Raw genomic sequence first — 21,600 nt, forward strand, 5'->3', positions numbered from 1 at the left:
GTTCAACGTGTCGCCGGCCCCGACGTCCCGCTCGGGCCGCTGGCGGCGGTTTCCTGGTCTTCCGCGACAGGCTGCGCGGCGGCCGCGGTTGGGGCAGGCGGCGACACCGCCTGCGGCGGCCATGAGAATGCATCGGCCCGCCCCGGCGTGGGCTTGTCCGACATTCCGCTGAGCGTCGCGGCCTCGTCCGCTGCCTTCGACCGGGCCGAGGCCGGCAGCGCGCCCAGCAACTCGGTGCCGCCGTCAAGCTCGGGGTCGTCCAACGAGATCGGCACGGTGCGGTCGACAGGCATGGGCGCGAGTGGATCGATCGCCGCGTCGGGCAGGGCAGGGCCTCCCGGCAGGGCGCCGGTGGGCGACAGGCCGAGGATCTTCGCGATCGGCTTCTCGGCGTAGAAGGCGAGCTTGCGCTTGCCGGCCTGCGTGAAGTTGATGCCGTCGTTGGCACGCAGCCGCACGGGCTGGCCGTTGATGTCGGGGCCCGTCGAGGCGTAGGCGCCGCTCTCGTCGACGAAACCGTCCCAGATGTCGACGAACTGCCCCTTCACCGATGTGACGGCGGCCCGATAGACCTCGTTGAAGACGAGTATGTCGTCGGACATCTTGCTCGACTTGAAGGCCGGCAATCCCAGCCAGACGAACGGCGTCTTGCCCTCGGAAAGCTTGCTGGCGAGCGCGGTGGCGCGCCGGTCATATTCCTTCGTCCACGCCTCGGAGCCGAGCGGCTCGCGGGCCTCGCCGATCCGCATCTGCTGGCGGTCGTTGGAGCCGAGCATGACCACGACGACAGCAGGCTTTTCCGCCGCAACGACCCCGGCGATCTCGGCCGGCCAGTCGTAGACGTCCTGGCGTACGAAGCCCGAAGATCCCCGGGTCCTGTCGATGACGGTCACGTTCTCGTTTTCGGAATACGCCTGACTCAGCCCTTCGGCGAGGCCGCTGCCGAGGAAGTCGCCGATCACCAAGACAATCTTGGCGTCGGGGGCCTTCTCCTTGACCAGCACTTCAGGCTCACGCGGGGCGGTGCGCTGCTTCTTGGGCTGCTGCTGTTGCTGCGATTTGGTCTTGCGCACCCGCGGCCGCTCTGCTTCGCGCTGCCTGACCGGCCGTTGGGGCGCATAGTAATAGCGTCGCGGGACGAACAGCTCGCGCAACTGGCGCAGCGGCTGGAACCAGCGCCGCTGCTGCCTCTCCTGCGCGAAGGCCTCGGAAACGAATGCGGCGGAAAGGGTGACCAGCGCGAAGGCGGCTGCAAACGCGAGCGCGGCCAGTCGGGCCGGCGCGCGTCCAGCTTTCGAGCACCGCTGCTCACACCCTACCGCCATGCCTCCCCATCCTTACCTGCGACGCAGCGATTTCAGCACTTCCATGCTCGGGTGCCCGTCGGGCGCCAGCCCCGCCTGGGTCTGGAACGCCTTGATCGCGTTGCGCGATCCCTCGCCGATCTTGCCGTCGAACTTGCCGTCGTAATAGCCGCTTTCGAACAGGCGTTTCTGCAATTCCTGCTTTTCCTCAAAGGTCAGCTTGGTGAAGGGCCGCTGCCAATCCTGAACGAGGCCGCCATAGCCGGCGAGTTCGTCGGCAAGAAGGCCGACGGCGAGCGCGTACTTGTCGGCGTTGTTGTAGCGCTTCAGCACCGAGAAGTTGTGCGTGACGAGGAAGGCGGGACCGTTGCGCCCGTCAGGCACCTTCAAAGTCGCCTTGTCGCCGCCGTTCCTGAAGGGCTTGCCCCGCGCCCGCTCGATGCCGAGCGACTGCCATTTGGAAATCGACATCGAGCCGCTCGGGAACTTGCCGGCCGGCAGCCTTACCTCGTACCCCCAGGTGCGGCCTGACGACCAGCCGTTCTTGTGCAGGAGGTTGGCCGCGGTCGCCAGCGCATCCGGGATGGAGTTCCAGATATCCCGCTTGCCGTTGCCGTCCATATCAACCGCATAAGCCTGATAGCTCGTCGGGATGAACTGGGTGTGGCCCATGGCGCCGGCCCACGAGCCCATCAGGTGGCTCTCGTCGATATCGCCGGTCTGCAGGATCTTGAGTGCGGCGATCAGCTGGGTGCGGGCGAACTTCGCACGCTTCTTGTCGGCATAGGCCAGCGTTGCCAGGGAGCGGACCACACTGCGCATCACCTTCTCGTTCTTGAGAATCTCGCCATAGTTCGATTCCATCGACCAGATGGCGAGCAGGACGTGGCGGTCGACCCCGTACCGCCTCTCGATTTTGTCGAGCCACGGCTTCCACTTGCGGAGCATCGCGCGGCCGACCTCGATCGACTGCTCGTGGACGCGATTGTCGAAATAGTCCCAGACGGGCGCCGTGAACTCCGGCTGAAAGCGCGCTTTCTCGAGCACTTCAGGATCGACGGAGTTGATGCCCCGGAAGGCGCGGTCGTATGTCGCGCGCGACACGCCGCTGTCGGCCGCGACCGACCGGAAGCTTTCGACCCAGCCGCGGAAGCCGGCATCGGCCCGAGCCGGGACCGAGGAAAAGACCAGAGCAAACGACATCCCGGCGACTGCGCAGGCGCCGCCAAATCGCTTGAGAGTTTCGCGAACGAGCATCCATGCCTCCTAGATCGCTTCGGAAAACCCCAATTGAACTCGAACGCGGTTAGCAATTAGTTTACCATGGAACCTTCGGGATACGAGAACGCACTCGCTCGACCCCGTAGGACGACCCTGGAGGCCGGTCGTTCAATATTCCTCAATTTGGACATGAGAGTGTCGATTCCAGTCCCCGGGGGCAGCATCAAGAGAGTCGGAATGAGAAAGTTACGCAAAGCGGTTTTCCCGGTTGCCGGGCTTGGCACGCGGTTCCTGCCGGCGACGAAGGCGATTCCGAAGGAAATGCTGACGGTCGTCGACCGCCCGGTGATCCAGTACGTGGTGGACGAGGCGCGGGACGCCGGCATCGAACATTTCATCTTCGTCACGGGTCGTAACAAGGCCGTGATCGAGGATCATTTCGACGTTCAGTTCGAACTTTACAACACGCTGGCCGAGCGCGGGAAGGACGATCAGCTGGCGCGGCTGCAGCAGCTGCAGCCGCTGCCGGGACAGACCAGCTTCACCCGCCAGCAAGTGCCGCTCGGCCTCGGACATGCGGTGTGGTGCGCGCGCGACCTGGTCGGCGACGAGCCGTTCGCGCTGCTGTTGCCCGACATGATCATGCAGTCGGAGAAGGGCTGCCTGAAGGAGATGGTCGAGCTTTACGAGGAGACCGGCAACAACATCGTCGCGGTGCAGGAGTGCGATCCGGCGGAGACGCACAAATACGGCATCGTCGGCCGCGGCGAGAGCGTCGCCAACGGCTTCCGCATCACCGGCATGGTGGAAAAACCGAAGCCGGGAACGGCGCCGTCCAACCTCTACATCAACGGTCGCTACATCCTGCAGCCGGAGATCTTCGAGGTGCTCAGCCGCCAGGAGAAGGGCGCCGGCAACGAGATCCAGCTGACCGACGCCATGCTGAAGCTGGAGCAACCCTTCTACGGCTACCACTACCGCGGCCGCACCTTCGACTGCGGCTCTCCGGAAGGTTTTATCGAGGCCAACGTCGCCTTCGCGCTGTGGCGTCCGGACATCAACCGGAGCATGGCCGACACCATCGAGGGCCTGCTGCGCGACATCCGCCCGGTGGAGCGCCGCGCCGTCTCGCGCTGAGGCGCGTCGCCAATCAGTGTTGCAGCCTGAGGCCCAGAAACACGCTGTCCGTCGTGGTGTCGCGGCCTTCTAGATTGCTCTCGACCTGCTCGTGGCGGGCCCGGCCGGAAATGCCGACATTGCGGTTCAGCCACCAGGTGAGACCCGCTTCGGCCATGAGCGTCAACTCGCGGCCGTCGGATCCGACATAGTCGCGCCACTGCGCCCCGAGCAGGGCGTTGCCGGTCAGGTTGGCTCTGATCTCGCGGTCGACGCCCAGCGTTGCGGTGTAGAGCAGCGAGCCTGTTTCGCCGGGCGTGGTCGTGCCTTCCACGGTGGTCGAGCCGTAGAGCAACACGTTCGTTCCGCGATGCGGCGACCAGATCAGGTTGGCGTCGAGCGTCGGGCTGGAGATGGTTTCCAGGCGATCGTCGTCAGGCGTTTCCTGCAGCCAGCCGGCTGCCACTTCTCCGCGCAGCTTCTCGCCGAGATCGAGCGCCAGGCCGGCGCGCGCGCCAAGCCGGGTCGCCGAGCGCTCGAAGCCTGCCGTATCCACCGGGGTGTCATACTCGCGCCGGCCGGCCTCGACTTCGACGAAGGGGGTGACGGCCGGCGAGATCTCGTAGCCTGTCCTCAGCGTTACCGTTCCGAGGAGCGAATTGCGCTCATCCTGGGAAAGCACCTCGCCATTGGCAAGGTCCGCGTCGCCATAGGCATCGTAGAGTAGGCCGCCGGTCGCAGCCAGCCGCAGCTTGCCAATGTCCTTTTCGATGCCTGCCGTGGTCTCGAATGTCTGGCGCAGGGGGCGTGACACCGCGTCCTCGATCACGACCGGCGACGAGGCCGATTCCGGCCGCATCAGGTAGCGCACTGTGCCCAAGGCGCGCAGCTCGTCGCTGAGATCGAGCTGCAGCGCGCCATTGAGGCCGGCTTCGTTGTCGTCGACTTCGGGGCCATCGAGCGACTCGCGCAAGACGCCATAGGCCTCGAGGCTGGCCGAATGCTCCGCCCAGTCGGACAGGGCGCGCAGGCGCAATGTCGTCTCCGACTGGAGAGCTGCCTCGGGGTCGGGTGACGAGTTGACGTTGGACGTCCAGGTCAGTCCCTGCTCCAGGGATGTGTAGACGTTGAAGGAACCCAGGCGCAGCCCGAGCGGCGCGTAGGGGTTGTCCTCCGCCACGCGATCCAGCCCCTCGATCGCCCCGACGCGCTCGGGCGCCTCGTCCATCTCCAGCCGACCCTCGCGTTCCAGGCGCGCGACCGGCTCGATGCCTGATGTGGTGTCCGGCTCTTCCTCCTCCTCCGTGGCCATGCTCGGAGCCGACTGACCGGTTGGTCGCCCTGTTGCGGAGGTTTGCGAGGCGCGACGTATCGCCGTGGACGGTGTCCTGCCGGATGCAGGCGGCGTCCGCAGGAAACCGGCCTCGGCGTCGTCGTCGGAAAAGATGCTGCCGGCTGACGTAGCGTCCGCCCCCTCGACCTCGTCGGGTATCGCCCCTGCGCTTGCCGGTTGATACTGGGGGGCGCTGGGCGCGGCGCCCGCCGCCGGCTGAGAGCCGCGACGCGCATTCTCGCGCTGCTGGAGGCGCAGAAGTTCCCCGGTGACTGCATCCTCCGGAACCTGTCCGCGCAGCTGGTCGCGGTCCTGCGCCGCTGCATTCCAGTTCGAGGCAAGTGCAATGACGGCCGCCGCGCAGGAAATGCGCAACTTGCATCGTACGGCTCTCGGTCTGGCTTGCGGCCGGGCCTGGGGCATTGTCACCTGACTGTCTCGGGCGGCGCGGGCGCGCCAGCGTTACCGAACCGTAAATGTGGATGGTTAACCAAGGGTTGAGGGCCACCCGAAGTTGGCGAGGCGGCCGGATTCTGTGTTAGACATGTCGCGGCCAAACGGAGTATGCGCAGCCGCATGAAAGCGCGATTGGTCCCCAGCACCGCAAGCCCCGAAGCCGCGATCGAGTCGGCGATGCGTACCGTAGCCACAGAGCAGGCGGGCGTCGCAGCGCTCGCCGAGGCGCTCAACAACGGCCTTGCGGCTCCCTTCGCCCAGGCGGTCGAGATTCTGGGCGGGATCACCGGGCGCGTCATTGTCACCGGCGTCGGCAAGAGCGGCCATATCGGCTCGAAGATCGCCGCCACCCTGGCATCGACCGGAACGCCGGCGTTCTTCGTGCACCCCGCCGAGGCGAATCATGGCGACCTCGGCATGATCGCGCGGGATGACGCCATCATCGCCATATCGTGGTCGGGGGAGACCTCCGAGCTCAAGGGAATCGTCGCCTATGCGCGGCGCTTCTCCATCCCGCTGATCGCCCTCACGTCGGGCGACACATCGGCGCTCGCCCGCGAATCGACTGTGGTGCTGGCGCTGCCCCGCGTCCAGGAAGCCTGCCCGCACGGACTTGCGCCCACCACGTCGACGCTGACGCAACTGGTGATGGGCGACGCGCTGGCCGTGGCGCTGCTCGAGGCCCGCGGTTTCACGCCCGACCATTTCCGCACCTTCCATCCCGGCGGACAGCTCGGCGCAAATCTTACCCATATCTCGGAAATCATGCGCACGGGCGACCAGATCCCGCTTGTTGCGCGGGGCACGAAGATGCCGGAAGCGGTGATGACGCTCACCAAGAAGAAGGTCGGCTGCGTCTGCATCGTCGAGGCGGACGGGACGCTCGCCGGCATCATCACGGACGGCGACGTCGCGCGCCATCTCGACCGCGACATTCGCGACGTGGTCGTTGACGAGATCATGACGGCGTCGCCGAAGACCGTGCCGCCCCAGACGCTCGCCGGCAAGGCGATGGCGATGCTCAACGATCACAGCATCAGCGCTCTAGTGGTGACCGAGAACGACCGGCCCGTCGGCGTGGTGCATTTCCACGACCTGTTGCGCCTGGGCGTCGCGTAGCCTGATCGGGCTATGCCCTATCGGCGGCGTCAGACTCTTTCCTGACAATCGGATGGAGTTTGAGCGCGGCTAAACCTGCTCGACCACCAGTTCCAGGTCGCTGTCCGCGACCTTGACCACTCTCACCCGTGCCCCGACCGGCAGATCGGGACCCGACACGCGCCACAGCGTGTCGCCAAGCTGGATGCGGCCGCGGCCTTCCGTGATCGGCTCGGCCAGCGTGGCGGTGCGGCCGAGTAACTGTTCGCTGCGACGGTTGAGCAGCGGCTGGTCGGATAGCGCGTCCTTCGAGCTGGAGATGCGCTTTCCGACATAGGCCGACACCAGGGCGAGCAGGAGGAAGACCAGAACCTGGACGTGCCAGGTCCATGAAGCCCAGTCCCAAAGCTGCAGGGACAGCGTGCCGGTCAGCAGGGCGGCAATGCCGATCCACAGCAGGAAGACGCCGGGGACGACGATTTCCAGTGCGAGCAGCACGAAGCCGAGGACCATCCAGCTCCAGGGGCCGAGTTCGAGGAAGATGCGCTCAAGCATGGCGGCGCTCCTTCATCCCTGCCTCAGCCTTCGGAGGTGATGCGCGGCGGCCGTGACGGGCTGCGCGGCGGCGTCGACGTATCGCCGAACACCTCCCGCGCGATGGCGCCGATGCCGCCGAGCGAACCGACCAGCGAGGACGCCTCCATCGGCATCAATACGACCTTGCTGTTGTTGGCCGAGCCAATCTTGGCCATGGCTTCGGTGTATTTCTGCGCGACGAAGTAATTGATCGCCTGGACGTCGCCCTTGGCGATCGCCTCCGACACGACCTGTGTGGCGCGGGCCTCTGCCTCGGCGGCGCGCTCGCGCGCCTCGGCGTCTCGGAAGGCAGCCTCGCGGCGACCCTCGGCCTCCAGCACCTGCGCCTGCTTCAGGCCCTCGGCCTCCAGGATCTGGGCGCGCTTGTTGCGCTCTGCCATCATCTGGCGGGCCATGGATTCGACCAGGTTGGCCGGCGGGTTGATGTCCTTGATCTCGACGCGGGTGACCTTGATGCCCCAGACATGGGCCGCCTCGTCGACGATCTTCAGCAGCCGCTCGTTGATGGCGTCGCGGTTCGACAGCAGTTCGTCCAGGTCCATCGAGCCCATCACCGAACGGATATTGGTCATGGTGAGGTTGAGGATGGCGTTCTGCAGGCCGGCGACCTGATAGGCGGCCTGCGGCGCGTTGAGGACCTGGTAGAAGGCGACGCCATCGACCGAGACGATGGCGTTGTCCTTGGTGATGACTTCCTGGGTGGGGACGTCGAGCACCTGCTCCATCATGTTCATCTTGGCGCCGATGCGGTCGATGAACGGAATGATGATGTTGAGGCCGGGGGTCAGGGTCTTCGTGTATCTGCCGAAGCGTTCGACCGTGTAGTTGTATCCCTGCGGCACCGTCCTGACGCCCATGAAGATGACGAGCAGGACGAGCAGGACGAGAATCGGAATGATTATGTCGAAGCCGGTGAATGCCATGCGCATCTTCTCCCTCAACCAGTGCCGGACCCAACGGGCGCGCCCGGCGCACTGATAAGCCCGGACAAGATTTATGTGTGTTCGCGGCATCCTGCAATCGCCGCGAACCGTTTCGCCGGCGGGCCGCTAGAAGGCGAACAGATCGGCGTCGGGCGCTTCGTTCCCGGTTGCCCAGGCACGAACCATCTCGGAGGCGATCTGCGAATAGGCGATCCCATTGCCGCCATAGCCCATGACGGCGAAGATGCGCGGCCGCCGCGGCAGCGCGCCGACATAGGGCAAGCCGGTGGTGGTCGTGCCGAAAGAACCCGTCCACGCGAATTGCGGCCGTGAGTCGATGCCAGGCCGCAGCGCGCCGAGTTTGTCCGCGATGGACGCGGCCTTTTCCTCGATCAGCGCGTCACGCGCCTCCTCGTCGGCGAAATCCTCGTCCTCGCCGCCGCAGACGATGCGGCCGTCCGAGGTCGCCCGCAGGTAGAGATAGGGATCGGAAGCCTCCCACATCATCGCGCGGTCCGGCCAGAGCTTCCTCGGCTGGGGGCCTGTGGCGATCGCCCAGGTGGAAATGATGCGGTGCTTCGCAGCCGGTACGACGTCGATGAGTTCGTAGCCGGTGGCCAGCACCACGCGGTCGGCTCTGATGACCGGGCCTGCCGCGGTGGCGACCTCCACGACGCCGGCGTGGTGCACGAGCGCCGTCGCCTCGACCGGCGCAAAGGCGCGGGCTCCGCGCTGCAGAGCCTTCCGGAGGAGCCCGGCCGTGAGCTTGCGCAGATCGACGGCGAGGTTGTCGTGGCTGCGGATTGCGGCGCGGTCGACGCCGTATTCTTCCAGGACTCGCCCACGGGAAAGGAACGCCGCTGCAAGGCCCGCCGCCTGCCTGGCCTCGGCCTCGATCTCCAGCGCCTCGGCGCCGAGCACGTCACCCTGCAGGTAGAGGGACGGCCGCAGCGCGAGGTCGCAGGGAATGCCGAGCTCGCTGATGCGCGCGTTCAGGTTGGCGACGGCAAGGCGGGCTCGTCGCCAGGCCCTGCCGGCGCGATCGCGTCCGATCCTCTTCGCCAGCATCGTCAGCGGCTGGTCGATCTCGTACTGCACCAGCGAAGTGGAGGCGGCAGTGGACCCGCGCACCGGTCCGCGACGGTCGATCATGACGAGGCGGCAGCCTGCGGCGGTGAGCGCTTCGGCGGCCATCGCGCCGCTGATGCCCATGCCGATGACGAGGACGTCGGTCTTCAGGTCTCGGCGCAGGCTATGGAACGGGACGGACGGCGCGCGATATGCCGCCCAGACGGGCTTTCCCGTCCTCAGATCGAGTTTGCGCTGCATGGTTGCCCCGTTCAGACGTCGGGACCTGAACGCGGCTAGCGCGGCCGGGTTCCGCGAAGGGCTGCGGGTCCGGCTACGCCCAGCCGAACAGTTCCCGCCGCACCAGTGCCTCGATCACGGCCATGCCCTCTGGGCTGTCGTTCAGGCAGGGGATGTGGGCGAAGTTCTTGCCGCCGGCGTGGAGAAAAATCTCGCGCACCTCGCCGTCGATCTCCTCCAGCGTCTCGATGCAGTCGGCCGAGAAACCGGGATTGATGATGGCGATCGACTTGACACCTTCCTTCGCCAGTCTTTCCACCGTCTTGTCGGTGTAGGGCTGCAGCCATTCCTGCGCGCCGAAGCGCGACTGGAAGGTTGAGATCAGTCGCGTCTCGTCCCAGCCGAGACGCTCCCGCAGCAGGCGCGTCGTTTTCAGGCAATGGCAGTGATAGGGGTCGCCCTTCTCGAAATAGGCTTTTGGAATGCCGTGGTAGGAGGCGAGCACCACCTCGGGCTCGAAATCGAGCGTCTTGAGGTGCCTTTCCATCGAGGCTGCCAGCGCGTCGATGTAGACCGGCTCGTCGTAGTAGGCGGGGATGCTGCGGATCGACGGCTGGTCGCGCATCGTCATCAGCTTGCGGAAAAACTGGTCGTTGGCCGTCGCCGTCGTGGTCGCCGAATATTGCGGATAGAGCGGCAGCACGACGATGCGGCTGCATCCCTGGGCGGTCAAGGCGTCCACCGCGCTCGCCGTCGACGGGTTGCCGTAGCGCATCCCCCACTCGACGACGACGTTGGGCAGGTCGGCGAGAGCCGCCGCCAGCTTCTCGCTCTGGCCCCGGGTGTAGGTGCGCAGCGGCGACTCGTCCTTCTCGCGGTTCCAGATCAGCTGGTAGTTCTTGCCGGTCTTCTGCGGCCGCGTGGTGAGCACCATGCCGTAGAGGATCGGGTACCAGGCGACGCGCGGCATCTCGATGACGCGCGGATCGGACAGGAACTCGCGCAGGTAGCGCCACATCGACTTGTAGTCGGTGCCGTCGGGCGTGCCGAGATTGATCAGCAGGACGCCGACCTTGGGCTGTTTCAGGACCGGGTGGCCGGCCGGCAGCGGGCCAGGGGCCTTTGAGCCAAGGGCTTTTGCATCTTGCGTCAGTGTGGGCGCGTTCATTCGAAAAACTCCGGATCGCGCTTTACCTAGAGGCTGCGGCAGCTGTTGCAATGCCGCGTCTGGCCGCACCTCGCAGGTGCCGGGAAAACGAAACGCCCGCCCGACAGTGCGGGCGGGCGCGTGTAACGAAGGGCCGAAAGCCTAATGCACGGCGGCCGGGATCTTCAGGGTCGCGCCGACCGGCAGGGCCTTCGGCTCATGGCCGTTGGCCTCCTTGATCAGCATCCACTTCTCGCCATCGTGGTAGTAGGTTTCGGCGAGGTTCCAGTAGTTGTCGCCGATGACGACCACGTGGGTCTTTTCCGCATCGGCCGGCTGCGTCTGGGCGGTCTCTGCCGGAGCGGCCGCTGCGGGTGTCTCGACCGTCGGCGGCGTGTTGGCGATGTCGCCGGAGGCTGCCGGCAGGTCCGGGGTCGCGGGCGTCGTGGCCGTGTCAGCGGTAGGCGCTGCCGGGGCAGGGGCAGGCTCGGCCTGCGCCAATTCGGTGATGCGGCCCTCGATCTTTGGCGTGTAGGGGCGATTCTTGCCCAGGTAGTCGGCGACCACCTGCTCCAGCCCCGGGCCGAAGTCATAGGCGTTCTGCGCTTTCTCGGCAAAGATCTTGTAGCCGTCGCCGCCGCCGCGCACGTAGTTGTTGGTCGCGACCGTGTAGAGTTTTGCCGGATCGATCGGCGCCCAGTTGCCGCCGTCCATCACCTGCACGTCCTTGATGCGGCCTTCGTCTGGCTTGACCGACTTGTCGAAGGAGTATTTCAGCCCGGCCACCTGAGGGAAGCGGCCGGCCCCGTCCTCGAGCTGGCTCAAGCCCCCTTCGAGCGCGGCGACCAGGTCCTCGCCCTTGATCTGGAAGGTGGCGATGGTGTTCTGGAACGGCAGCACCGTCAGCACCTCGCCCATCGTCACGACGCCCTGGTCGATCGAGGCGCGAAGCCCGCCGCCATTGGAGATGGCGATGGTCACGCCCTGAGCCTTTGTGCGGTCGAGCACCGCGTCGGAGACCAGGTTGCCCATCTCGCATTCCCGCGCACGACAGCTCTCGCGGCTGCCGTCGATCGGCCCGGTCGTCTCGCCGACCTCCTGCTTCTTCAGATCCTCGATCGGCGCGCCGAGTTCGGCGATGCGCTTCAGAACGTTTTCGTCCGCCTTCACCGTGCTGTCGAGCGGGATCGGGTCGCCCTTGGCTTCCTTGACGATGCCGATGTCGCTGAAGGTGACCTGCAGTTCGCCAAGCACCTTCGAATAGGACGCGGCCTGCACCACCGGCACCTTATAGCCCAGCGGGTTGTCCACCATCGTCGGATACGGTCCCGTCGCCTTGGGATCGGTGTTGGAGAGCAGCGTGTGGGTGTGCCCACCCACCACGACGTCGACGCCCGGGATCTTGGCGATCATCTCCATCTCGCGCGGGTAGCCGATGTGGGTCAGCGCGATGATCTTGTCGACGCCCTCGCCGGCGAGCTTCTTCACCTCAGCCGCGATGTTGGCGACGTCGTCCTCGATCTGGATGTTGGGGCCCGGCGCTGCGATTTCGGGCGTTTCTGTCGTCACCGCGCCGACGATGCCGATCTTCTGGCCGCCGACCTCCAGCACGACGGACGGCTTGATCTTCCCGTTCGCCTTCGACTGGTTGTTCGGCTTGATGTTGACGCCGAGGATCGGGAACTGCGCCTGTTCGATGAACGGCACCAGCGCTTCCTCGCCGTCGTCAAACTCGTGGTTGCCGAGCGCCATGGCGTCGAACTTCATCTGGTTGAGGAACTCGCCCTCGGCCTTGCCCTTGTATGTCGTGTAGAACAGCGAGCCCTGGAAGTTGTCGCCGGCATTCAGAAGGATGACGTTCTGGTCCTTCAGCTTCTCGCGCTCCTGGTTGATCGCGGTGATGAGCCGGGCTGCGCCGCCGATGCATTCGCCCTTGCCTTCTTCTTCGGCAGAGCAGGTCGACTCGTATTTGTTGTTGGATTCGATCCGGCTGTGCCAGTCGTTGATGTGAAGAATGGTCAACGTGTAGTCGGCAAAGGATACCCCCGCCGAAAGGCCGACAGCCGAGGCCGACAAGGCGGCAATGGCGGCGAGCTTCTTCATCTTGATCTCCCGGGTGTATTTTGTTCCCAAAGCTTTGAATGCGACCGCTACTGCCTCTGTTCGTCAGTTTTGTTTCAAGCGGTTGTGCATTCATGTTTCCATCGCGCACGGCGCGATGCAAGCGGAATCAGGAGGCGCGTTCCGGATGGTTCAGGACTGGTAGTCGCGCTCGTCGGAGATGATCTTGCCGTCGTTGGGAAGCGCGCCGCCCGCCGCGATCTCGACGCTGCCGCCAAGCTTGGTGACATCGCGCAGCGTGGCGGCGATCGCCTTGGCGTCCGGCGAGGCTCCGCCTGCCGCCTCCACGTGCAGGGTCATGGCGTCGCTGTCGCCGTGGCGGCGCACCACCAGCCGCGCCCTCGCGATCTCGGGATGCCGCCGCAGCACCTCGGCGACCTGCTTCGGGTCCACGAACATGCCCTTGATCTTGGTCCGCTGGTCGGCCCGCCCCATCCAGCCCTTGATGCGCATGTTGGTGCGTCCGCAGGGGGATGCACCCGGGAGCACGGCCGAAAGATCGCCGGTGCCGAGGCGAACCAGCGGGTAGGCGGGATTGAAGCTGGTCACCACGACCTCGCCGACCTCACCGTCGGGCACCGGGTCGCCGGTGCCTGGCCGCACGATCTCGACGATCAGGTTCTCGTTGACGATCATGCCTGGGTTGGGCGTGCCGTCCGCTGCGGCGCTTTCATAGGCGATGACGCCGAATTCCGCCGTCGCGTAGCATTGGAACACGTCGACCCCCCGCGCGCGATAGTCGTCGCGCATGGAAGGAAACAGGGCGCCGCCCGAGACCAGGCCCAGCCGGAAGGACGACAGGTCCTTGCCGGCGTCATTTGCCCGTTCCAGCAGCACCTTCAGGAAATCGGGGGTGCCGCAATAGACGCGCGGCCGGAGCGTGGCGGCGGCATCCACCTGCATGTCGGTATTGCCGATGCCGGCGGCAAACACCGTGCAGCCGAGCGCGCGGGCGCCCTGGTCGATCATGAAGCCGCCGGGCGTCATGTGATAGGCGAAGGCGTTGTGCACGATGTCGCCGGCGCGGACGCCGGCCGCGAACAGGGCGCGTGCGCCGAGCCACGCATCGGGTTCCGGAGCGTGGGGCTCCCACAGCGGGCCGGGCGAAAGGTGGATGCGGTTGCCGCGCAGGGCCGCCGGATCGGCAAAGCCGCCGAAGGGGGGCTCCGCCGCCTGGAACTCCATGAGTTCCGCCTTGCGCAGGACGGGGAGTTTCGCCAGTTGCGCGCGGTCGGTGACCTTGTCCGTGTCGACATCCGCCAACCAGCGGGCGAGGCCGGGCGCGTTCTGCTTTGCGGCTTTCAGGAAGGCGGGCAGGGCGGAGAACAGAGCCGCCTCCCGGGCATCCGGTGCGCGCGTCTCCAGCGGGTCGAAATGGTCGGCCATGTATCCTCCTCAGGCTCCGGACGTTATGGCGACCGCAATGTCGGCGCGCAAGCGGCGAGGGGACGTCGTCACCGCGGGTTTCGGCGTTAGCGTGACGTCAAGGTCGCAGGCGGCGGCTCTCTCCCCGTCGAGGGGAGAGTGTCCGGCAATGAAGTGAGGAAGGGCGCGAAACTACGCCGGAGAGCAGAGGCGCTGGAGACTGCGAGCTGGCCGGCTCAGGCCAGCTTGCGCGTCAGCACGAACTGCGTGCCCGTTGCGAGCGTGCAGTTCATCTGGTTGAGATCGACGAGGATGCAAGTGGCCCGCGTGCTCTGCTGGCTCTTCACCGAGAAGAAGTCGAGGTCGATCGTGCGCTGGTCGCGGAAGGTGTAGCTTCCCGTGGTCAGCGTCTCGCCCGTCGCCATCGAGCGCGACGCGAACTGGCCCTGGTTCAGCGAGGAAATGGCGACGCCATCGGTGCCGACCCAATCGCCGTCTACGCCGCTCGTCTGGGCGCCCGTCGGGGGACGGCCGGAAGGAGTGCCGCTCATGCAGCCTGCGAGAAGCACAGCAAGAAGCGCCGTTGCGCCGGCTGAAACGAGCTTGCGTTTCATCGTCATGAAAAAGTCCTCTCCAAGGTCCGCGCCTTCGTCATTGCCGCATTTTGAACGGATTGCAAGGCGCGAGCCGCGCCAGCTGCGGCGCTGGCGAATTATCTGACCAGGATGTTGCGGAACTGCCAGGGGTCCTTCTTGTCGATGTCCTCCGGGAACAGCCCGGGCCGCCCGTCGAGCGGGGTCCAGTCCGTGTAATAGCCGTTGACGGGACCGAGATACGGAAGCTGAACCTCGAGGCAGCGGCGATAGTCGACCTCGTCAGCCTCGACGATGCCCGCTTCGGGGTTCTCCAGCGCCCAGACCATGCCGGCGAGCACGGCCGACGTGACCTGCAGGCCGGTCGCGTTCTGGTAGGGCGCCAGCTTGCGCGCTTCCTCCAGCGACAGTTGCGAACCGTACCAGTATGCGTTCTTGTCGTGCCCGTAGAGCAGCACGCCGAGCTCGTCGACACCATCCACCAACTCGTTCTCGTCCAGCACATGCTGCACCGGCTGTGCCTTGCCGGCCTGGCCGAACATCTCGTGCATCGACAGAACCGCGTCGTTGCAGGGGTGGTAGGCGTAGTTGCAGGTCGGGCGGTAGCTCACCTTGCCCTTCTTGTCGCGCAGCGTGAAGAAATCGGCGATGGAGATCGACTCGTTGTGGGTGACCAGGAACCCGTACTGCGCGCCCGGCGTCGGGCACCAGGAGCGCACGCGGGTGTTGGCGCCGGGCTGCTCCAGGAAGATGCCGGCCTTCGAGCCCTTCTTGTGCTTGCGCGCATTCTTCGGCATCCACTTCTCGTGGGTGCCCCAGCCGAGTTCTGCGGGCTGCAGGCCCTCAGAAATGAAGCCCTCTACCGACCAGGTGTTCCAGAAGACGTTCAGCGGCTTCGGCTTCTTGGTGCGCTGGGTGTCGCGCTCGGCGATGTGGATGCCCTTGACGCCGGCCTTCTTCATCAGCTTCGCCCAGCCCTCGCGGTCGCCGTTCACGGGCTCCTCGAAGTCGATCTTGAGGTCCCTGGCGAGGTTGACCAGAGCCTGCTTGACGAACCAGGACACCATGCCCGGATTGGCGCCGCAGGTGGAGACCGCGGTCGTGCCGCCCGGGTGCGCGCGCTTTTCTTCCAGAAGCGATTCGCGCAGCGCATAGTTGGTCCGGCTGGCATTGTCGGCCTTGGCGTCGAAGTAGAATCCCAGCCAGGGCTCGATCACCGTGTCGACATAGAGGGCGCCCAGCTTGCGGGTGAGCCGCATCAGGTCGACCGAGCCGGTGTCGACGGAGAGGTTGACGCAGAAGGCCTGACCGCCACCCTTGGTGAGCAGCGGCGTCAGGAGCTTCTTGTAATTCTTCTTGGTGACCGCCTCGTGAACGAACTTGATACCGCGCTCGTCGAGCAGCTTGCGGTCGTCGTCGCGAGGATCGATGACCACCATGCGCGACTTGTCGAACTTGAAATGGCGCTCGATGAGCGGCAGCGCCCCGCGTCCGATCGAGCCGAAGCCGATGATCACGATTGGACCGGTGATCTCGCCGTAGACGGGCCATTTGCCGTTCGCCATTTCAACTCCTTCGTGCAGATGACGGGTATAGGAAGCCGCCTGAAACCACAGTTTCCTGTCACAATAAAGCTGAAAGCCGGATGCCGGTCTAGGCCAGGGGCTCGGCCGCAAAACCGTGCAGCGCCTCTATGAGCCGGTCGCGGTCGGCGGTCAGGCCCTTGTAATCGAGCTGCTTGTCATCCATCGCCGCGAGCTGCGAGGCGAAGGCGCGCGACAGTTCTGCCCCGTCTGGATGCCGCCGCAGCGCCTCGAACGGGTCGAGGAAGATTCTGATCGTGAACAGGATGTCGCCGGAGGCTGGCAGCTTGCGCAGCGTCTGCCGCTCGACGCGGATGAAGCCCCGGGCGACTGCCGCAAGGTCCGCGAATTTGGCGGGCCGCGTCGTGGCGCGCTCGTCCCGCTGGTCGTTGGACAGCGGGTAATAGAGGTCGGGCACGGCCTGCAGCGACCAGTTCATGCGTTCGACCGGCTGTTCGACCTTCAGATTGTCGAACATGCGGTGGATGAGGTCGGCGATACGCGTGCCGGGCCCGAAACCGGGAACGGGGACATGGATCTGCTGCAGCGGCTTGCCGAATTTTTCGCGCAGCGACCAGGAGGAGGGGAAGCAGAGCACGCCGGCGGCCAGCCGCCAGCCGTCCTCGCCCCGGCGCATCAGGATCAGATCCTCCTGCACCAGATGGGCGGCGGCCTGCAGCGGCGGCAGCGTCTCCATCTGCGCGGTCGTCAGCGCCGGATGGCCGGCGATCGCGAGGCCTTTGCAGCCCGGCTGGTAGCGATCCGGAAAGGTCGCGGCGACATGGGTGCGGATCATGTCCAGCACTTCGCGCTGTGCGGCCCGCGTATCCGGCTCCTCGACGAACACCTCTTCGGGGATCGAGGCGAGCAGGCGCCGCTTCTCGCGCATCTGGACGTCGAACGTGCCGTCGATCTCGATCCACGTCGCCGGGTCGAGCGGTTTCAGGCCGATCGTGAACGGCTTCGACGAGCCGTCATAGGGGGTGTGGGCGGGGAGGGTCACTGCCAATTGGGCGGTCTCAGGCGGCGGGTGTGGTAGATGCGCAGGATATAAAGGACGCCGGATCGTACCTTGTAAGGTATGACGTATGGAAGTCCCGGCACCGACCACTCGCGGGTCGATCCAGACTCGCTCGGGCGACCGATCTCGGGATTTGCGCGTATAAGGAGAAACACCTTGACGATGCGTCCCGCGACCTCGTCAGCGGCACCCGGATTGTCTGCGCCTATGTACGCGCGGATTTCACGAAGATCGCGTTCGGCAGAGCTGGAGATCTCGATCCTCACTACGCGACTTTGGATCTGCGCGCGCTTGGAGCCGGCAGTTCGTCAGGCCTGCCCCACGAGCGGAGCCAATCGATGACTTCGTCTCCCGGGATCGTTTCGCCCCGCTCAACTTCACGCTCGGCCTCCTCCACTGCCGCGAGGTAGGCGCGTCGTTCGGACAGGTGGGCTTCGACGGCCTCCTTCACGATGAAGGCGCTGGAGCGTTTTGTGGCCCGCGCATACTCCTCCAGTTCCCGCTTTGTCTCCGGGGAAAGGCGTACAGAAAATGTCTCGCTTGCGGTCATCGACCACCCTCCGAATACAGGCGAACACAGTGTATTCGCCCCGAACATACCGGTCAATCTACCGGCGCGAATGCAAGCTGCGCAGGGATCAGCCCGCGCAGCGAGTTGCCGACGAACAGCGCCTTCGCCGCGCGGAGCTGCTCCAGCGTCAGCACCGCCTCGCGCGCCTTGCCCTGGTCGAGCAGTTCGGCGCGCAGGACGCCCGGCAGCAGCCCGCAGTCGAGGCGGGGCGTCAAAAGCACGCCGTCGCCGAAATCGGCAAAGACGTTTGCAATGGTGCCCTCGCAGATTTCGCCCCGTTCATTTGCCATCAGCACCTCGTCCGCCTGATGGATCAGGTGTTCTGCTCGGGCCTGCGTGTATATCTGCCGCCGCGTCGTCTTGTGGCGCAGGAGCACGTCCGTCGACGAGAGACGGGTTCGTGCGATCTGGACCCTCCAGACCTTACCGGCCGACACAGGCTCGAAGGGGTGCGCCGACGTGCTGGCGTCGCCGCCCTGCGACAGCGCGAGGCGCACGCGCATGGGGCCTGCAGCGCCATTGAGCGCGGTGGAGAGCGACTTGCCGACCTTCTCGGCTTCGAAGGCGAAGCCGAGTTCGGCGGCCGAGGCGTAGAGCCTGCGCAGATGCCGCTCCAGGCGCACGAAGCCGAAGCCGGGCTCCCACCGCAGCGTTTCAATCAGCTCGAAGCCGGCAGGCTCCCCGTCGCGAAGCGCGCTTTCAGCAGGCATTCGGCATACTCCTCCTCGGCCGTGGAATCGAAAACCACGCCGCCGCCCACATTGTAGACTGCCTTGCCTTCTGGAAAGAGCGTGATGGTGCGGATGGCCACCGAAAACCGCATCGGGCCGCCCGGCGCGATCCAGCCGATGGCGCCGCAATAGGCGTCGCGTGGCGTGTCTTCCAGCTCGCGCAGGATCTCCATCGCCCGCATCTTCGGCGCGCCGGTGATCGAGCCGCAGGGGAACAGCGCGCGAAAAATGTCCGCGATCGTCGTTCCGGGCGTCAGCCGGGCGCGAACCCTGCTTACCATCTGGTGGACGGTCGGATAGCTTTCGATGCGAAACAGCTCGGGCACGTCGAGCGTGCCGACCTCGGTGATGCGCGAGATGTCGTTGCGCAGCAGGTCGACGATCATGCGGTTCTCGGCCTGGTTCTTCGGATCGTTGCGCAAGAACTCCTTCAGGCGCTCGTCCTCCACCGCTGTCTCGCCGCGCGGCGCCGTGCCCTTCATCGGATGCGTTTCGATCCAGCCTTCCTGGTCCACCTGGAAGAACAGTTCAGGCGAGCGCGACAGCACCACCGGGCCGCCGAGCGCGGCCAGCGCCCCGTAGCGCACCGGCTGGCGGGCCGTCAGGGCGTCGAAATCGGCAAGCGGATCGCCCGACCATTCCGCATCGATGGGGAAGGTCAGGTTGCCCTGGTAACAGTCGCCCAGGCGGATGTGCCGGTGAAGCCGCTCGAAGCGTTCGCGGTAGTCATCGAAGGTCCAGCGCGCCCGAGCTTCGAAGATCGGGCCGTTGGTGGGCTGCGCCGCCTGTTGCTGGCTGCCGCGGTCCGCGGGCGCATCGAACACGCCCAGCGTCAGGAGCGGGACGCGCCGTCCCTCGGGCATGATCGCCGCAAGCTTCGGCTCGAACAGAAACCCGGCCTCGTAGGAAAAATAGCCGGCGAGCCATCTGCCCGCCGCGCGCGCGGCCTCGGCTCGCTCCAGGGCGGCGAAGAAGTCGGCCGGCGTATCGGCGACGATCAGCTCCCGCGGCGCCTCGAACAGCAGCTCGCGCCCGGCAAGGTCGTCCCGGAAGAGAATGAAGGGCGGGGCCATGGCGGCCGGTTCCTACCGTTCGCGCATGGGGCGGGCCGTGCGGCTCAATCCAGTCGTTCCAGTTCGTCGATCAGGTCCGAGATCAGGGCCAGCCCCTTGCTCCAGAAGTTCGGGTCCGTCGCATCGAGCCCGAACGGCTTCAAAAGCTCGGAATGATGCTTGGTGCCGCCGGCCCTCAGCATCTCGAAATACTTCTCCTGAAACCCCTGCTCGGCGTTCTGGTAGACCGCATAGAGCGAGTTCACCAGGCAGTCCCCGAATGCGTAGGCATAGACGTAGAAGGGCGAGTGGATGAAGTGCGGGATGTAGGTCCAGAAGGTCTCGTATCCCTCGCGCAGCTTGATCGCCGGGCCGAGGCTTTCCGCCTGTACCTCCAGCCAGAACTCGCCCAGCTTGTCGGCGGTCAGTTCGCCGTTCTTGCGCTCGGTGTGCACCTTGCGCTCGAACTCGTAGAAGGCGATCTGGCGCACGACAGTGTTGATCATGTCCTCGACCTTCTGAGCGAGCATCGCCTTGCGCTCGCGGCGGTCCGTCGTGCGGTCGAGCAGCGAGCGGAAGGTCAGCATCTCGCCGAAGACCGAGGCGGTTTCGGCCAGCGTCAGGGGGGTAGGGGCCATCAGGGCGCCCTGTCCGGCAGCGAGCACCTGGTGCACGCCGTGGCCCAGTTCGTGGGCGAGCGTCATCACGTCGCGCGGCTTGCCCATGTAGTTCAGCAGCACGTAGGGATGCGCCGACGGCACCGTCGGATGCGCGAAGGCGCCCGGCGCCTTGCCCGGTCGGGCGGGCGCATCGATCCAGTTGCGGTCGAAGAAGTTTTTGGCGATCCCGGCCATCTGCGGGGAGAAGTCGTGATAGGCCGACAGCACCGTGTCCCTGGCATCGTCCCATGCGATCGTCGCCTGCGGCGTTTCGGGCAGCGGCGCGTTGCGGTCCCAGTGGTTCATCTCCGCCAGGCCGAGCCATCGCGCCTTCATGCGATAGTAGCGATGCGACAGGCGCGGATATGCCTCGCGGACGGCGCTGGCCAGCGCGTCCACGACGCCGCGCTCGACCCGGTTGGCGAGGTGGCGCGAGTCGGCGATGTCGGCGAAGCCGCGCCAGCGGTCGGAGATCTCCTTGTCCTTGGCAAGCGTGTTCGTGATCAGCGTGAAGGTGCGCAGGTTCGCCTTGAAGGTCCGCGCCAGCGCCTCGGCCGCCTCGCGCCGCACCGCGCCGTCGGGCTCCTGCAGGCGGTGGAGCGTCTGCTCGAGGATCAGCTCCTCGCCGCCGACCTCGAAGCGCAGGTCGGTGATCGTCTCGTCGAACAGCCGGTTCCAGGCGGCGCGGCCCGTGAGCGACTTCTCGTGGAACAGTTGCTCGATGCGGTCCTCAAGCTGGTGCGGCTTGTCCATCCTGAGATCGAGGACCCACGGACGGTAGTGGCCGAACAGCGGGTCGGCGTCGAGCGCAGCAAGGACGAGATTGTCGTCGATCTGGTTCAGTTCGAGCGCGAAGAAGAGCAGGTGCGCGCTGGCGTCCGTCATCTTCTGCTGCACATCGCCATAAAGCTTGGCCCGCTTGGGGTCCGACGTGTCGCCGGCATAGACGAGGCCGGCGAAGGAACCGATGCGGCCGACCAGTTCGTCGATCGCTTCATAGGCCTTGACGGCCTCGCCGAGCCGGCCGGCGGCGCCCTTCTCCGCCTCCGCGGAAAGCTTGCCGCGCCAGGCGCTTTCGAACTCCGTCGCCGCCTCCAGCGCGCGCGCCATGTCGGCGGCGAGTTCCGGCGCATCCATGGAGGGGTAAAGATCGGCTAAGTTCCACTCAGGCAGCCCGGCTGAAGCCGGGGCAGCGGCCGGTCCGGCGGCGGCAGTCCTGGCAGCCGCGGCGGTGCCTTCGCGATCAGATGGATAGCGCATCAAACAACCTTCCAATGTCCGGTGGAGTTATTGCGGCCGGCGCGGGCGGAGGATCAGGACAATCCGGCATTACCTGAGTCTCGTCACCTCGCGAATGCGGCCAACGATCCTAATGTTTCGTTCACCTGCTTTCTTGGGCGG

At 65.9% G+C, this 21,600-nt stretch carries 19 protein-coding genes; 2 read left to right on the forward strand and 17 right to left on the reverse strand.

The annotated features are described in order from the left end of the window. Positions 1-2: 2 nt before the first annotated feature. Entirely contained in the window at positions 3-1,325 is a 1,323-nt protein-coding gene (locus PD284_RS08685) for an SGNH/GDSL hydrolase family protein (protein WP_274627806.1), read from the reverse strand. Between the two features lie 12 nt (positions 1,326-1,337). Beyond that, complete coding sequence (locus tag PD284_RS08690; RefSeq protein WP_274627807.1) at positions 1,338-2,561, reverse strand: lytic murein transglycosylase; 1,224 nt, start codon at positions 2,559-2,561, stop codon at positions 1,338-1,340. Positions 2,562-2,762: 201 nt separating this feature from the next. On the opposite strand from PD284_RS08690, the gene galU reads away from it, so the two are divergent. Next, the gene (gene galU, locus PD284_RS08695) at positions 2,763-3,662 is read left to right on the forward strand and encodes a UTP--glucose-1-phosphate uridylyltransferase GalU (RefSeq protein ID WP_274627808.1); all 900 of its coding nucleotides are present in this window, start codon (positions 2,763-2,765) and stop codon (positions 3,660-3,662) included. A gap of 13 nt (positions 3,663-3,675) precedes the next feature. Here the strand turns inward: galU and PD284_RS08700 are convergent, their stop codons facing one another. Continuing rightward, on the reverse strand, positions 3,676-5,349 hold the full coding sequence (locus tag PD284_RS08700) for an outer membrane beta-barrel protein (RefSeq protein ID WP_274627809.1): 1,674 nt from the start codon (positions 5,347-5,349) through the stop codon (positions 3,676-3,678). A gap of 201 nt (positions 5,350-5,550) precedes the next feature. On the opposite strand from PD284_RS08700, the gene PD284_RS08705 reads away from it, so the two are divergent. Continuing rightward, positions 5,551-6,549, forward strand: coding sequence for a KpsF/GutQ family sugar-phosphate isomerase (locus PD284_RS08705; RefSeq protein ID WP_274627810.1), 999 nt, complete (start codon positions 5,551-5,553; stop codon positions 6,547-6,549). 69 nt (positions 6,550-6,618) lie between these two features. On the opposite strand, the gene PD284_RS08710 is transcribed toward PD284_RS08705, so the two are convergent. The 14 genes from PD284_RS08710 to PD284_RS08770 all read right to left on the reverse strand — a co-directional run bounded on the left by PD284_RS08710 (position 6,619) and on the right by PD284_RS08770 (position 21,459). Beyond that, complete coding sequence (locus PD284_RS08710) at positions 6,619-7,083, reverse strand: NfeD family protein (RefSeq protein ID WP_274627811.1); 465 nt, start codon at positions 7,081-7,083, stop codon at positions 6,619-6,621. A 23-nt stretch (positions 7,084-7,106) separates the two neighbouring features. Beyond that, complete coding sequence (locus PD284_RS08715; RefSeq protein WP_274627812.1) at positions 7,107-8,048, reverse strand: SPFH domain-containing protein; 942 nt, start codon at positions 8,046-8,048, stop codon at positions 7,107-7,109. 126 nt (positions 8,049-8,174) lie between these two features. Beyond that, the gene (locus tag PD284_RS08720; protein WP_274627813.1) at positions 8,175-9,377 is read right to left on the reverse strand and encodes an NAD(P)/FAD-dependent oxidoreductase; all 1,203 of its coding nucleotides are present in this window, start codon (positions 9,375-9,377) and stop codon (positions 8,175-8,177) included. A 73-nt stretch (positions 9,378-9,450) separates the two neighbouring features. Next, a complete protein-coding gene (gene hemH / locus PD284_RS08725) occupies positions 9,451-10,524 on the reverse strand; it encodes a ferrochelatase (RefSeq protein ID WP_274627814.1) in 1,074 nt (357 codons plus the stop codon). Positions 10,525-10,665: 141 nt separating this feature from the next. Then, positions 10,666-12,606: a 5'-nucleotidase C-terminal domain-containing protein gene (locus tag PD284_RS08730; RefSeq protein ID WP_274627815.1), complete on the reverse strand. Its 1,941-nt coding sequence runs from the start codon at positions 12,604-12,606 to the stop codon at positions 10,666-10,668. A 150-nt stretch (positions 12,607-12,756) separates the two neighbouring features. Continuing rightward, on the reverse strand, positions 12,757-14,010 hold the full coding sequence (locus PD284_RS08735; RefSeq protein ID WP_274627816.1) for a phenylacetate--CoA ligase family protein: 1,254 nt from the start codon (positions 14,008-14,010) through the stop codon (positions 12,757-12,759). A gap of 215 nt (positions 14,011-14,225) precedes the next feature. Beyond that, positions 14,226-14,609 (reverse strand): hypothetical protein, encoded by a 384-nt coding sequence (locus tag PD284_RS08740; RefSeq protein ID WP_274627817.1) that lies wholly within the window; start codon positions 14,607-14,609, stop codon positions 14,226-14,228. Between the two features lie 92 nt (positions 14,610-14,701). Then, complete coding sequence (locus PD284_RS08745) at positions 14,702-16,147, reverse strand: homospermidine synthase (RefSeq protein ID WP_274627818.1); 1,446 nt, start codon at positions 16,145-16,147, stop codon at positions 14,702-14,704. A gap of 88 nt (positions 16,148-16,235) precedes the next feature. Further along, complete coding sequence (locus tag PD284_RS08750; RefSeq protein WP_274630581.1) at positions 16,236-17,168, reverse strand: heme-dependent oxidative N-demethylase family protein; 933 nt, start codon at positions 17,166-17,168, stop codon at positions 16,236-16,238. Continuing rightward, the gene (locus tag PD284_RS26935) at positions 17,165-17,452 is read right to left on the reverse strand and encodes a type II toxin-antitoxin system RelE/ParE family toxin (protein WP_411956188.1); all 288 of its coding nucleotides are present in this window, start codon (positions 17,450-17,452) and stop codon (positions 17,165-17,167) included. Before PD284_RS26935 ends, PD284_RS08750 begins: the two co-directional genes overlap by 4 nt. After that, on the reverse strand, positions 17,452-17,736 hold the full coding sequence (locus PD284_RS08755; protein WP_274627819.1) for a CopG family ribbon-helix-helix protein: 285 nt from the start codon (positions 17,734-17,736) through the stop codon (positions 17,452-17,454). Before PD284_RS08755 ends, PD284_RS26935 begins: the two co-directional genes overlap by 1 nt. Positions 17,737-17,789: 53 nt before the next feature. Beyond that, a complete protein-coding gene (locus PD284_RS08760; protein WP_274627820.1) occupies positions 17,790-18,467 on the reverse strand; it encodes an aminotransferase class IV family protein in 678 nt (225 codons plus the stop codon). Continuing rightward, positions 18,416-19,561 carry an aminodeoxychorismate synthase component I gene (locus PD284_RS08765; protein WP_274627821.1) on the reverse strand — a complete coding sequence of 382 codons (1,146 nt, stop codon included), beginning with the start codon at positions 19,559-19,561 and terminating at the stop codon, positions 18,416-18,418. Before PD284_RS08765 ends, PD284_RS08760 begins: the two co-directional genes overlap by 52 nt. A gap of 44 nt (positions 19,562-19,605) precedes the next feature. Next, a complete protein-coding gene (locus tag PD284_RS08770) occupies positions 19,606-21,459 on the reverse strand; it encodes a M3 family oligoendopeptidase (protein WP_274627822.1) in 1,854 nt (617 codons plus the stop codon). Positions 21,460-21,600 lie beyond the last annotated feature (141 nt).

It is taken from the genome of Mesorhizobium shangrilense (assembly GCF_028826155.1).
GTDB classification, from domain to species: domain Bacteria; phylum Pseudomonadota; class Alphaproteobacteria; order Rhizobiales; family Rhizobiaceae; genus Arvimicrobium; species Arvimicrobium flavum.